9 protein-coding genes are annotated in these 13,572 nt (G+C 75.1%); 7 read left to right on the top strand and 2 right to left on the bottom strand.

Translation table 11 applies throughout. The features are described 5' to 3' along the window. Positions 1-39: 39 nt before the first annotated feature. The 5 genes from IF83_RS30400 (at position 40) to dnaG (ending at position 7,118) form a co-directional block, all read left to right on the top strand. The gene (locus IF83_RS30400; RefSeq protein WP_051722905.1) at positions 40-1,146 is read left to right on the top strand and encodes a sirohydrochlorin chelatase; all 1,107 of its coding nucleotides are present in this window, start codon (positions 40-42) and stop codon (positions 1,144-1,146) included. A 466-nt stretch (positions 1,147-1,612) separates the two neighbouring features. Further along, positions 1,613-3,067, top strand: a complete 1,455-nt coding sequence (locus IF83_RS0118645; RefSeq protein ID WP_078843617.1) for a deoxyguanosinetriphosphate triphosphohydrolase — start codon at positions 1,613-1,615, stop codon at positions 3,065-3,067. A gap of 158 nt (positions 3,068-3,225) precedes the next feature. Further along, positions 3,226-4,503, top strand: coding sequence for an NAD(P)/FAD-dependent oxidoreductase (locus IF83_RS0118640; RefSeq protein ID WP_030545536.1), 1,278 nt, complete (start codon positions 3,226-3,228; stop codon positions 4,501-4,503). A 94-nt stretch (positions 4,504-4,597) separates the two neighbouring features. Continuing rightward, positions 4,598-5,071: a GNAT family N-acetyltransferase gene (locus IF83_RS0118635; RefSeq protein WP_030545535.1), complete on the top strand. Its 474-nt coding sequence runs from the start codon at positions 4,598-4,600 to the stop codon at positions 5,069-5,071. Positions 5,072-5,189: 118 nt separating this feature from the next. Beyond that, positions 5,190-7,118 (top strand): DNA primase, encoded by a 1,929-nt coding sequence (gene dnaG / locus IF83_RS0118630; protein ID WP_030545534.1) that lies wholly within the window; start codon positions 5,190-5,192, stop codon positions 7,116-7,118. 63 nt (positions 7,119-7,181) lie between these two features. On the opposite strand, the gene IF83_RS0118625 is transcribed toward dnaG, so the two are convergent. Then, entirely contained in the window at positions 7,182-8,102 is a 921-nt protein-coding gene (locus IF83_RS0118625) for an SCO4651 family lipoprotein (RefSeq protein WP_051722903.1), read from the bottom strand. Between the two features lie 412 nt (positions 8,103-8,514). On the opposite strand from IF83_RS0118625, the gene IF83_RS0118620 reads away from it, so the two are divergent. Together IF83_RS0118620 and IF83_RS0118615 are read left to right on the top strand one after the other, a co-directional pair. Then, entirely contained in the window at positions 8,515-9,753 is a 1,239-nt protein-coding gene (locus IF83_RS0118620) for an RNA polymerase sigma factor (protein WP_244177119.1), read from the top strand. 284 nt (positions 9,754-10,037) lie between these two features. Continuing rightward, positions 10,038-11,468, top strand: coding sequence for a VCBS repeat-containing protein (locus tag IF83_RS0118615; RefSeq protein ID WP_051722932.1), 1,431 nt, complete (start codon positions 10,038-10,040; stop codon positions 11,466-11,468). Positions 11,469-11,595: 127 nt separating this feature from the next. On the opposite strand, the gene IF83_RS0118610 is transcribed toward IF83_RS0118615, so the two are convergent. Then, entirely contained in the window at positions 11,596-13,563 is a 1,968-nt protein-coding gene (locus IF83_RS0118610; protein WP_030545529.1) for an ABC transporter ATP-binding protein, read from the bottom strand. Positions 13,564-13,572: the final 9 nt, after the last annotated feature.

The following is a 13,572-nucleotide window of genomic DNA, read 5'->3' as shown; positions in this document are numbered from 1 at the left end:
CGCAACGGCGCGGCAACGAGCGCCCGGCAGACTCGTCGCATGACGGCGTCGACCCCGCACCCGGGCCCCCACGGCCACCGTGACGGCCACGGCCCCCACAGCCCCCACGGCCCGCTCGCTCTCGACAGCACGGCGCAGCTCATGCACCGGATCGGCAGCCGGCTCGGCACCGCCCTCCACTCCATCGGCGCCCGCGGCGGGCACCCGTACCCCGCACCCCGCCGCTCCGGGGCCCGGCCACCCGTCCTGGTCGCCGTGGCGCATGGCAGCCGCGACCCCGAGGCCCTGCGCACGGTCACCGCACTCCTCGACCGGGTCCGCGCGCTGCGTCCAGGCCTCCCGGTGCGCCTCGGGCACATCGAGCTGAACGAACCCCTGCTGCCGGACACCCTGGCGGAGACGGCGGCCGCCACCGGGGCGAGCGGCCCGGCCGGCTCCGGGTCCGGCGCCCACGCCGGCTCCGTCGCCCACCCGGGCCCCGTCCCCGGACACGGCCCCGCCCCCGCCCACGGTGGCAGCGCCGCCCGGGACGCTGTCCTCGTGCCCCTGCTGCTCAGCCGCGGCTACCACGTCAAGCACGACATCCCGCGAACCCTCGCCGAGGCGGCTCCCGCCCTGCGGGCCGTCGTCGCCGCACCGCTCGGCCCGCACCCCCTGCTCGCCGAGGCCCTGCACGCCCGGCTGACCGAGGCCGCCGCCAATTCCCTTCACCCGGACGGCGGTTACGACGGCGTGGTGCTGGCCGCGGCCGGATCGCGCGATCCCGACGGAGCCCGCGACACCGGCCGCACCGCGCGGCTGCTCGGCGCACGCCTCGGCGGCATCCCGGTGCTCCCGGCCTACGCCTCGGCCGCGGCGCCCACCGTGCCGGAAGCGGTCGGTGAACTGCGCGCCCGGGGCTGCCGCCGTGTGGCCGTGGCCTCGTACTTCACCGCGCCCGGCCGCTTCGCCACCGTCTGCGCCCAGGCCGCGCCGGACGGCCTGGCGGCCGCCCCCCTGGGGGCGCACAGCGCGATGGCACGCCTGATCCTGCACCGCTACGACGAGGCGCTCGCCGCCGCGGCCGAACCGGCCGTCCGGGACTTCTCGGCCCCGGCCCGGCTTGAGGCCCCCCGCCCGGGCTCAGCCTCCGCCCCGGCCGCGTAGCACGGCGCGAGCGCCACACTCTCGTCCGGCCGCCCGCGCCGACCGGCCCCGCCGCCTCCGTCCGCACCCAAGGCAACCGCGTCGCTTACCGGCAGGTCCGGACCGGAGAGGCTTGAGGGAAGTCACCGGGCCACCAGTCACCGGGCCACCAGTCACCGGGCGACCAGTCACCGGGCCGGGCCGCCCGGCCCGGCCACAGCAGCGCCGTCGCCCTGCCCGTTTGTGGGCCCACCCGATGGCGTCCGGCTCGAACGGACTGACCGGACCGGCCGGACCGCACGCGCCGCCTCCGGCACCGCCGGCCGAACCGGGCACCGCCGGGCGGCCGGGCCACCTCGGCGCCGACGCCCTCGCCGTACCGGTCGACGCGGCGGAACAGGGCACCACGCCGGGCTCGCTCGCGCGCCCGGTGCTCCGGCCCGAACGGCTCATGAATGCCGTCGTCGGCTGCGGATACGGTCAGGACATGAACGGTGAAGGCACACCAGCGCCCCTGTCCTCGGGGGACCCGGGGAACCCCGGGGTCCCCGGTGACCGCCCCGTACCCGGCGGCCGGGAGCACCCCGGCTCGCCCCGCACGCCCGTGCCCGGCTACGACCGGGCGGACGTCGAGCGCTGGTCGCCCGAGCCGGACAAGCGTCCCGGCCGGACCGATTTCCAGCGCGACCGCGCCCGCGTCCTGCACTCCGCCGCCCTGCGCCGCCTCGCCGGGAAGACGCAGGTGGTGACGCCCGGCATCGCACAGGAGGCCGCCGGCGCGGCGGCGGGCGGTGCCGGGACCCGGCCCGTCCGGACCTCCGCCTGGGACGCCAGCCCTCGCACCCGCCTCACCCACTCCCTGGAGTGCGCCCAGGTCGGCCGGGAGCTGGGGGCCGCGCTCGGCTGCGACCCCGATCTCGTCGAGGTGGCCTGTCTGGCGCACGACCTCGGCCACCCGCCCTTCGGGCACAACGGCGAACAGGTGCTCGACGACTTCGCCAAGGACAGCGGCGGCTTCGAGGGCAACGCCCAGTCCCTGCGGCTGCTGACCCGCATCGAGCCGAAGCGCTTCGTCCGCACGGACGACGGCGACCTGGTGAGCGTGGGCCTCAACCTCACCCGCGCCGCCCTCGACGCCGCCACCAAGTACCCGTGGCCGCGCGGCGCCCACCCCGCCGGACCGGCCTCCCCGAAGTTCGGCGTCTACGAGGACGACCGGCCCGTCTTCGACTGGCTCCGGCAGGGCACGCCCCCGGGGCGGCAGTGTTTCGAGGCCCAGGTCATGGACTGGTCCGACGACGTGGCGTACTCCGTCCACGACGTCGAGGACGGCCTCCACGCCGGCCACATCGACCCCAACCTCCTCCTCGCGGAACCGGAGCGGCAGGACATCTTCCGGGTCGCGCGGGCCCGTTACGCGCCCCCGGGCACCGAGGCGGACGAACTGGCCGAGGCCCTGGACCGGTTGACGGACCAGGAGTGGTGGCCGCACGGCTACGACGGCTCCGCCGTGGCGCAGGCCCGGCTGAAGGACGCCACCAGCCAGCTCATCGGCCGCTTCTGCCTCGCCGCCGAGGGCGCGACGCGGGCCGCGTACGGCTCCGGGCGGCTCACCCGCTACGCCGCCGAGCTGGTGGTCCCCCGCGCCACGCGCCTGGAGTGCGCCGTGCTCAAGGCGGTCGCCGACCGGTACGTGATGCAGCACCCGGAGCAGGAGCGGCTCCGCGCCGACCAGCGCGTCGTCCTCGGCGAGCTGGCCGAGGCGCTGAGCGCCCGGGCTCCCGACGGCATGGACCCGCAGTTCCGCGCTGAGTACGCGGCGGCCGGGGACGACCGGGCGCGGCAGCGGGTGGTCGTCGACCAGATCGCCTCGCTCACCGACACCTCGGCCCGCGACCTGCACGCCCGGCTCACCGAACGGCCGGGCCATCGCGACGGCTGAACGGCCGGCCGGCGGGGATGGGGACGACCCGTGAAGGTGTGCCCCGCACCCCCCGCTCCCTCTTCACCCGGCACGCCCGTTGCGGGACGCTCGCTTGGGGCGGGACGCCCGGGGGACTATGAACGCAGGCCCATACGCCGGTAGCGAGGAGGCATCACGTGGTCGACGCACATCAGACCTTCGTCATCGTCGGGGGAGGACTGGCGGGGGCGAAGGCGGCCGAGACCCTGCGGTCCGAGGGGTTCACCGGCCGGGTCATCCTCATCTGCGACGAGCGCGACCAGCCCTATGAGCGTCCGCCCCTCTCCAAGGGCTTCCTCATCGGCAAGGAGGAGCGGGACAGCGTCTTCGTCCACGAACCGGCCTGGTACGCGCGAGCCGACATCGAGCTGCACCTCGGCCAGCCCGCCGTCCACCTGGACCCGGCCGCCAAGACCGTCGGCCTGGGCGACGGCACCCGCTGTCACTACGACAAGCTGCTGCTCGCCACCGGCGCGGAGCCCCGCCGCCTCGACATCCCCGGCACCGACCTGGCCGGCGTCCACCATCTGCGCCGGCTGGCGCACGCCGAGCGGCTGCGCGGTGTCCTCGCCTCCCTTGGCCGGGACAACGGCCATCTCCTGATCGCCGGCGCCGGCTGGATCGGCCTCGAAGTGGCCGCGGCCGCCCGCGGTTACGGCGCCGAGGTGACGGTGGTCGAGCGATCCGCCACCCCGCTGCACGGCATCCTCGGCCCCGAGCTGGGCGGCCTCTTCACCGATCTCCACGCGGAGCGCGGCGTCCGCTTCCACTTCGGCGCGAGCCTCACGGAGATCACCGGCCAGGACGGCATGGTCCTCGCGGCCCGCACGGACGACGGCGAGGAGCACCCGGCGCACGCCGTCCTCGCCGCCATCGGCGCGGCCCCGCGCACCGCCCTCGCCGAATCCGCCGGACTGGAGCTGGCCGATCCGGCCACCGGCGGCGGCATCGCCGTCGACGCCTCCCTGCGCACCAGCGACCCGGACATCTACGCCGCCGGCGACGTCGCCGCTGCCGCGCACCCCCTGCTCGGCGGCCGGCTGCGCGTCGAGCACTGGGCCAACGCCCTCAACGGCGGCCCGGCGGCGGCCCGTTCGATGCTCGGCCGCGAGGTGGTCTACGACCGGGTGCCGTACTTCTTCTCCGACCAGTACGACGTGGGCCTGGAGTACTCCGGCTACGCACCGCCCGGCAGCTACGACCAGGTGGTGATCCGGGGCGACGCGGGCCGCCGGGAGTTCATCGCCTTCTGGCTGGCCGCCGACGGCCGGGTGCTCGCCGGCATGAACGTCAACGTGTGGGACGTCACGGACAAGATCCAGCGGCTGGTCCGCGCCGGCCGGCCCGTGGACCCGTCGGCGCTCGCCGACCCCTCCGTACCGCTGGGAGCGCTCACGGACCAGCCGGCCGAGTAGGCCGGACGGGACGCGCGGACGGCCGGGCGAGGGGACGGAGGCCGGGGAAGCGCCAGGTGGAGCGGCCGCCCGGGTCCGGAGTAGCGTCGCACCCATGGCGATACCCACAGCTGTCGTGCCCGTGGCGGAGATCTTCGCGCTGCGGTGGAAGGTGCTCCGCCCCGGCCGCCCCGAGGAGTCCGCGGTGTTCCCGGAGGACTCGGCGCCCGGCACCTTCCACATCGCCGCCTACGACGAGACCCGCGCGGTACGGGCCTGCGTCACCTTCTTCCCCGAGCCCTTCCCCGAGCCCTTCTCCGAGTCCGGCAGCCGGGCGCCCGCCCACCGCTTCCGCGGGATGGCCAGCGATCCGTCGGTCCGGGGCCGGGGCTTCGGCCGGGCCGTGCTGGCGGCGGGGATCGCCGAGGCCCGTTCGCGGGGGGCCGGTGTCGTCTGGTGCCACGGCCGCACCGGCGCGCGGGGCTTCTACGAGCGCGAGGGCTTCACGGTCGTCGGTGAGGAGTTCGAGATCGAGGGCGTGGGCCCGCACGTGGTCCTGGCGAGAACGGTCGGAGCCGGCCAGGACTGACCGCTGCCCGGGATCACCGGGACCGCCCGGGAGCGCCGCCCGGGCGCGCCGCCGGCCTGCCACCGGCCGGAGAACCGGCCGGTCCGAGGTGTCGTAGGGCCACCGTAGACTTCACCGCGTGGCAGGCAGGATCAACGACGACGATGTGAAGGCGGTCCGGGACGCGGTCCCGATCGACGCCGTCGTGTCCGAGTACCTCCAGTTGCGGAGCGCCGGCGGCGGCAACCTCAAGGGCCTCTGCCCCTTCCACGACGAGAAGAGCCCGTCCTTCCAGGTCAGCCCCAGCAAGGGGCTCTACTACTGCTTCGGCTGCCAGGAGGGCGGGGACACCCTCGACTTCGTGATGAAGCTCGACCACCTCTCCTTCTCGGAGGCCGTCGAGCGGCTGGCCGCCCAGGCCGGCATCACCCTGCGCTACGAGGAGGGCGGCTACAACCCGGGCCGCCAGCAGGGCGAGAAGATCCGCCTGGTCGAGGCGCACCGGGCCGCCGCCCGCTACTACGCCGAGCAGCTCGGCGGCGCCGAGGCGGAGATCGGCCGGAAGTTCCTCGCCGAGCGCGGCTTCGACCAGGCCGCGGCCGAGCACTTCGGCGTCGGCTACTCCCCGGCCGGCTGGGACCACCTCGTCCGCTTCCTGCGCGGCAAGGGCTTCACCGACAAGGAGCTGATCCTCTCCGGTCTCGCCCAGGACGGCCGCCGCGGCCCCATCGACCGGTTCCGCGGCCGGCTGATGTGGCCCATCCGCGACATCACCGGCGAGGTGATCGGCTTCGGCGCCCGCAAGCTCCGCGAGGACGACAACGGCCCGAAGTACCTCAACACCCCGGAGACCCCGCTCTACCGCAAGTCGCAGGTCCTCTACGGCATCGACCTCGCCAAGAAGGACATCGCCAAGGGCAGCCGGGCCGTCGTCGTCGAGGGGTACACCGACGTCATGGCCTGCCACCTCGCCGGGGTCACCACCGCCATCGCCACCTGCGGCACCTCCTTCGGCGGCGAGCACATCAAGATCCTCCGCCGGCTGCTGATGGACAACTCGGGAGCCGAGGTCGTCTTCACGTTCGACGGTGACGCGGCCGGCCAGAAGGCCGCCCTCCGCGCCTTCGAGGACGACCAGAAGTTCGCCGCCGAGACCTCCATCGCCATCACCCCCGGCGGCATGGACCCCTGCGAACTGCGGCTCGCCCAGGGCGACGAGGCCGTGCGCTCCCTGATCGACTCCCGTACCCCGCTGTTCGCCTTCGCGCTCCGCTCGATCGTCTCCGGCTACCACCTCGACGCCGAGGAGGGCCAGGTCGCCGCGCTCAACGCGGGCGTGCCCGTGGTGGCCCGGATCAAGGACCGCAGCCTGCGCGACCGCTACGCCACCCGGCTCGGCGGCATGGTCGGCCTCACCTCCCCGGCCGAGGAGGAGGCGGTGCGCCGCCGCGTGCACGCCCTGGCGCGCAGCTACGAGCGCGGCACGCCGGAACCGGCCCTGTCGGGCGCCGCGCCGGGCCGCGGTCCGCAGGGCGGGGGCCGGGGCCGGCAGCCGGAGCCGCAGCGCCCGGCGGCGCCGCGGGGCCCGCGGCTGGATCTGCGCAGCCCGGCGCACCGCGTGGAGCGCGAGCTGCTCAAGCTGGCGCTCCAGCGGCCCGACTTGGTCGCCCCCGTGTTCGACGCCTACGGAGCGGACGAGTTCACCGCCGCCCCGTACGCCACGGTGCGCGAGGCCATCGCCGAGGCGGGCGGCACCACGGACGCGGACGCCGGTTTCCTCACCCGGGCCCGCGAGGCGGCGCCGGACGACACCGTGCGCTCGCTGATCACGGAGCTGGCCGTCGAGCCGCTGCTGACCCGCAAGGACCCGGACGACTTCTACGCCGGCACCCAGCTCGCCGCCGTGCGGCTGGCCGCCGTGGACCGGCGGATCGGGCAGATCCAGGGCTCGATGCGCCGCTGCGAGGCCGGCGGCGACATGTCGGCGTACGCCTCCCTGCAGGAGGAGCTGTGGGTGCTGGAGCAGTACCGGCAGGATCTGCGGAACCGCGGCGCCGCCGCGCTGTGAACCGCGCCGCCGCGCTGTGAACCGCGGCGCCGCCGCATCCGGGCCGGGTGTCAGTCCGGCCGCCTATCCGCCGTTCCGCCCGCCCTGCCGGACGGCCTTGTCGGTCATGTCGGCCGTGTCGGCGGCGGGCGGCGGCTCGACGTCCACCTCCGTGCCGAACTCGCCCAGCTTCAGCGTCGTGGCGACACTGACCTCGTCGGGGCTCGCGCTCCGCTCCCCGCCCGCCCCGGAGGCGTTGATGTCGAGCTCCATCGTCTGCTGGCGGAGCCGTCCCTCGTCGTCCAGCCAGATGTGCAGCGGCAGGGTGCTGCCGACCGTGTCCTCCAGCGCCTCGCCCATCAGCTCGTTGTTCCGCACCAGCGACCGCACGTCCACGGCCACCTCGTAGTGCGTGGTCGAGACGCCGTCGAGGGTCTCCTCACCGATCTTCTCGACGTCCTTCTCGGTGATGCCCTTGGCGTAGGCGAGGGTCGAGGCCGGGTCGGCGATCTGGGCGCCGGTGCCCGCCTGCGCGCCCAGCTTCCGGAGGTCGTAACTCATCCAGGTCTTGCCGTCGGGGAGTTGCTCCCGCTGCCCGGCGGGCCGCTTCTGGTAGACGACGCCGTCCACGGTGCGCTGCTCGATCCGCGTGCCGGGAGCCTTCAGGACCATGTCGCTGGTGCCCCGCTTCAGGTCGATGACGCCGGAGCCGCGGAGGACGGCGTCCTCCTCCCCGGTCTCGACCTCGGTGATCAGGGTGATCTCGGCGGTCCGCGCCTCCGCCGTCTTCTGGTAGGCGGCCGCGACCGTGCCGCCGTCGCCGTCCGTGCCGCCCTTCCCGTCACCACCGCTCTTCCGGTCGCCGTCCCCGTCCGTTCGCGCCGCTCCCGGCGAGCCGTCGCCGCCCGCCGCCCCGTCCTCCGGGCCGCAGCCGGCCAGAACTCCGGTGACCAGCAGCCCGCCGGCCGCGACCGCCATGATCCGAACGCGCTTGCCCGTACGCATCGTTGAGCCTCCCTGTGCTGTCCGCGGGGCGCCCTCGCGCGTCCGCCCGTGGCGCGAGCGCCGATGGCGCGGCAGAGGGCCGCCTGATGCCCTTTCGGCAGCGCGACTACCCGGAGGGGAGGGCTCCATGCCGGAACGGACCGGGGCGGTCGCACGTTCGGTGGCGACGGGGTGGCGAAGCGTGACGGCCCCGTCCAGAAAGTGGGCGCAGCACCCTCGTACCGGGCATGTGCGGTGCCTCACACTGGTGTGCGGTGCCCGATTCCTCGGAGCGCGGCGGGTCCGGTCGACCGGTTCCCGGGTCCCCCCGCGCATCCGCTCCCGGCGTTCGGGACGGCCGGCGGCTGGGCCGCGGCCGTTCCGCCGTCGCCTGCCGCCCCGATCCGGCAGCGATCCTCCTGGAGGCCGTCCCGTGCAGACCCGTACCCTCAGCGGCACGGCGGCGGCCGTGCCGCCGCTGACCGTCCCGCCGCACCATCCGGGGGCGGCGGACGGCACGCCGAACGGTGACTCCGCCGGCTCCGCCGCCGCGGCCGAGGACTCCGAACCCCCGCCGGGCGAGGCCCCGCCCGGCGACGCGCCGCCCGGCGGCACCGCGCCGGAGAGCCCGGCCGGACCCGAGGGCATCCGGCCCGGCGACCCCGCCGTCCCGGACGCCGTCCCGGACGCCGGGCCCCCGCCCCGTCTCGCCCGGCAGGCGGAGGGCGCCGCCCGTTCCGGCTCCTCCTCCGACCTCTCCGGCCCCTCCTCCGACCTCTTCCGCCAGTATCTGCGCGAGATCGGCCGGATCCCGCTCCTCTCGGCCGCCGAGGAGGTCGAACTCGCGACCCGCGTGGAGGCCGGCCTCTTCGCCGAGGACAAGCTGAGCCGGTTCCCCGACCTCGACTCCCGGCTGGCCGGCGAACTGGACCAGCTCGTGGTGCTCGGCCGGATGGCGAAACGCCGGCTGATCGAGGCCAATCTGCGGCTCGTCGTCTCCGTCGCCAAACGCTACGTCGGGCGCGGGCTGACCATGCTCGACCTCGTCCAGGAGGGCAACCTCGGCCTCATCCGCGCCGTCGAGAAGTTCGACTACGCCCGCGGGTACAAGTTCTCCACCTACGCCACCTGGTGGATACGGCAGGCCATGTCGCGGGCGCTCGCCGACCAGGCGCGCACCATCCGGGTCCCCGTCCACGTCGTCGAGCTGATCAACCGCGTCATCCGGATCCAGCGCCGGGTCCTCCAGGAGCGCGGTTACGAGCCGTCGGCCGAAGAGATCGCCGCCCATCTCGGCCTCACCCCGGAGCGCGTGGACGAGGTGCTCCGCCTCGCCCAGGAGCCGGTCTCCCTGCACGCGCCGGTCGGCGAGGAGGACGACGTGGCCTTCGGCGACCTCATCGAGGACGGCGACGCCGCGTCCCCCGTCGAGTCCGCCGCCTTCCTGCTGCTCCGTGAACACCTCGACCACGTGCTCTCCACCCTCGGCGAACGGGAGCGCAGGGTCGTCCAGTTGCGCTACGGACTGGTGGACGGCCGGCCGCGCACGCTCGAGGAGATCGGGCAGATCTTCGGCGTGACCCGGGAGCGCATCCGGCAGATCGAGTCCAAGACCCTCGGCAGACTCCGCGAGCACAACTTCGCCGACCAGCTCCGCGGCTACCTCGACTGAGCCCCGGCAGCCCGCCCGCCCGGCCGGCCTGCCGCGCCGCGCCGCCTCCCCCGCGGCCCCCCGCCCGGCGCCGGTGGTCAACGACTCCGCAACAACCCGCCGCCGCCCTTGGCCCGCGGGCAGCGGTGGTGTGGGGTGAGGTCATGAGACGCGGAAACACCCCTGCTTGCGCCCTCGTGGCCGGCGCCGTCCTGATATCGCTCGTGGCCTGCGGTGGGGGGACCGCCGAGCCGGCGCGCCCGTCGGGGGGTTCCTCCGGCGGCGCGGGGGAGAAGGGGGACCCGGTGGCCACTCCCACCGCCTCCCGCCCGCCCGCCGAGGGCAAGGGCTCCGAGGACCCGGACGACATCAACGGCGACGGCCACCGCGACCTGCTCATCCCGGTGGGCGGCGAGGGGCCAGGGGAGCGGACACCGCGCCGGCTGGCCGTCGTCTTCGGCTCGGCCGAGGGCCCGGACCCCGCCACGCGGACCGTCCACGACCGCGCGAGCCTGGTGCCGCCCCCGGCGGAACCGGAGCGGGCGCCCCTGAACGAGATCGGCCCGGCCCAGGTCACCACCGCCGACCTGGACGGCGACGGCTACCCCGACTTCGTCACCCGGTACGGCGAGCCCCTGACGTGGGAGGAGGCACAGCGGGACACCGGCGGCCACGCCCAGCGCTCCGCCCTTGCGGTGAGCTGGGGCGGACCGGCGGGGCCGGCCGGTCCGCGCGACGGCACCCCGCCGACCACCGTCCGCCCGGCGGGGAACGCGGGCGCCGGCGGTCTCGACGCGGCGGTGCGCGGCGACTTCGACGGCGACGGCCACCACGACCTCGCGGCGCTGCGGCAGGACGGCACGGCGGTGGTCCTCCTCTACGGCCCCTTCTCCCGCTCCGGCGTCCCGGCGCGCACCGACACCCGTCCGGGCACCCGGGACGCGCGCCGGCTGATCGCGGACGACATCGACCCCACGGGCAAGCCCCGCGCCACCGGTCTGCTGGTGCACCGGGGCAGTGACGGCGAGCAGACCGGCGGTCTCTTCTACGCGGCGCGCCGGGGCAGCGGCCCGGCCGCCTCCGGCAGGGAAGTGCGCAAGGGCAACGCGGTGGCCTTCGGCGACTTCGACGGGGACGGCCTCCGCGATCTGGCCATCGGCGACGACGGCAGCCGCAACGACGAGCCCGGTTACCGCACCGAGGCACCCGAGGTGCACGCCTCCCTCGGGGTCTACCCCGGCACCGGCAGCCCTCCGCGCACCGTGAAACTCCCGGAGACCCGGAAACCGTACGGGCCGGGCGGCTACAGCGCGGCCGACCCGGACGGCGACGGCCGGGACGCGCTGCTGGTCGCCACCGACGACGGGGCCCTGCTGATCGACCTGCCCGACGGCGAGGGCGGCGGGGACGGCGGCGACGAGCGGCGCACGGAGGTGCTGCGCCTCGGCCCCGCCCGGGTGCCGGGTGAGCCGGCCGCGAAGGGCGGCAAGGACGGCAAGAGCGGCAAGGCCGGGAAGAGCCGCAAGGTGCCGGCCGGGCAGCGGGCGGCACGCCCGTACGGTGCCGCCGACTTCGACGGCGACGGCCGGGACGAACTCGTCCTGAACTGGGCGGCCCACAGCCTCTTCCGCTTCTACGGCGAGGACCCCACGCACTGGTGGATCACTCGGGGGACCGGCCCCGGGAACATGACGGCCTTCACGACCACGCCGTTCCTGGACGGCGACGGCGGGTGAGGAAACCGGGGCCGGATCGGACGGCCGGGACGGGGCAGGCGGGAGGGGCAATCCGGACCGGGGCAGGCGGAGCCGCGCACGGCGCCCGCCCGCGCCCCCGGAACCCGGCCCGGACCCCGTCCCGCCCTCAGTCCACCTCCGCGACCGCCTCCGCGAACTGCGCCGCGTACAGCCGCGCGTAGGCGCCGCCCGCCGCCAGCAGGCTCTCGTGCGTGCCCTGTTCGACGATCGCACCCGACTCCATGACGAGGATGACGTCGGCGTCGCGGATCGTGGACAGCCGGTGCGCGATGACGAAGCTGGTCCGCCCCGCGCTGAGCCCCGCCATGGCGTGCTGGATCAGCACCTCGGTGCGGGTGTCGACGGAGCTCGTCGCCTCGTCCAGCACCAGGATCACCGGATCGGAGAGGAACGCCCGTGCGATGGTCAGGAGCTGCTTCTCGCCCGCGCTGACGCCCGTGCCGTCGTCGTCGATCACGGTGTCGTAGCCGTCGGGCAGCGTGCGGACGAAGCGGTCCGCGTGCGCGGCCCGCGCCGCCTCCTCGATCCGCTCCCGGCTCACCGCCCCCGGATCGGCCGCCCCGTAGGCGATGTTCTCCGCGATGGTGCCGCCGAACAGCCAGGTGTCCTGGAGGACCATGCCGATCCGTGAGCGCAGCTCCTCGCGCGGCAGCGCGGCGATGTCCGTGCCGTCCAGGGTGATCCGGCCGCCCGTCACCTCGTAGAAGCGCATCAGCAGATTGACCAGGGTGGTTTTGCCGGCACCGGTCGGGCCGACGATCGCCACGGTCTGGCCGGGCTCCACGGCCACCGACAGATCCTCGATGAGCGGCTTCTCCGGCTGGTAGCGGAACGAGACGTGCTCCAGGGCGACCCGGCCGCCGCGGCCCGCGGGCCGCCCGGGACCCGCTGGGGACGAGGACGGGGACGAGGAGGGGGACGGCGACGGCCCGTCCGGCCGCTGCTCCTCCTCGTCCAGCAGCCCGAAGACGCGTTCGGCCGAGGCGACCCCGGACTGCAGCAGATTGGCCATGCTCGCCACCTGCGTCAGCGGCTGGCTGAACTGCCGCGAGTACTGGATGAACGCCTGCACGTCGCCGAGCGACAGCGCGCCCGACGCCACCCGCAGCCCGCCGACGACCGCCACCAGCACATAGCTCAGATTGCCGATGAACATCATCGCGGGCTGGATGATCCCGCTGATGAACTGCGCCCGGAACCCGGAGCGGTACAGCGCCTCGTTCTGCTCGCGGAACGCCTCCGCCGACTCCCGCTGCCGCCCGAAGACCTTCACCAGGGCGTGCCCGGTGTACATCTCCTCGATGTGCGCGTTGAGCTGCCCGGTCGTCTTCCACTGCGCCACGAACTGCGGCTGGGCCCGCTTGCCGACGGCCGTCGCGACCACCACGGACACCGGCACGGTGACCAGCGCGACCAGCGCCAGCAGGGGCGACACCCAGAACATCATCACCAGCACCCCGACCACCGTCAGCAGCGAGTTGAGGAGCTGGCTCATGGTCTGCTGGAGCGTCTGCGCGATGTTGTCGATGTCGTTGGTGGCCCGGCTCAGCACCTCGCCGCGCGGCTGCCGGTCGAAGTACGCCAGCGGCAGCCGGGACAGCTTCGCCCGCACGTCCTCCCGCAGCCGGTAGACCGTGCGGTTGATGGCGAGGGCGGCCAGCCGGCCCTGGACGAGCATGAAGAGACCGGCGGCCCCGTAGATCGCCAGGGCGGTCAGCAGGACGGCGCCCACCGCGCCGAAGTCGATGCCCTGCCCGGGGGTGAAGTCCATCGCGGAGAGCATGTCGGCGATGTTGTCGTCGCCCGCGCGGCGCGCGCTCTCCACCACCTCGTCCTTGGCGGCGCCCTCCGGGGTCTGCCGGCCGACGACCCCGGCGAACACCAGGTCGGTGGCCCGGCCCAGCCAGAGCGGCCCGATCACGGAGAGCGTGATGGAGACCGCGCTCATCGCCAGCACGCCGTACAGCACCGCCCGGTCGGGGCGCAGCCGGCCGAGCAGCCGCCGTCCGGAGCCCTTGAAGTCCATGGAGCGCTCGACCGGTCCGCCCATCATCCGCCCGGCCGGGCCGGGCAGCGGCGCGGG

Source organism: Streptomyces albus subsp. albus (assembly GCF_000719865.1).
In the GTDB taxonomy this organism is placed as follows: domain Bacteria; phylum Actinomycetota; class Actinomycetes; order Streptomycetales; family Streptomycetaceae; genus Streptomyces; species Streptomyces albus_E.
Note: the sequence above shows the minus strand (reverse complement) of the source record. Positions and strands in the feature narration are given on the sequence as shown.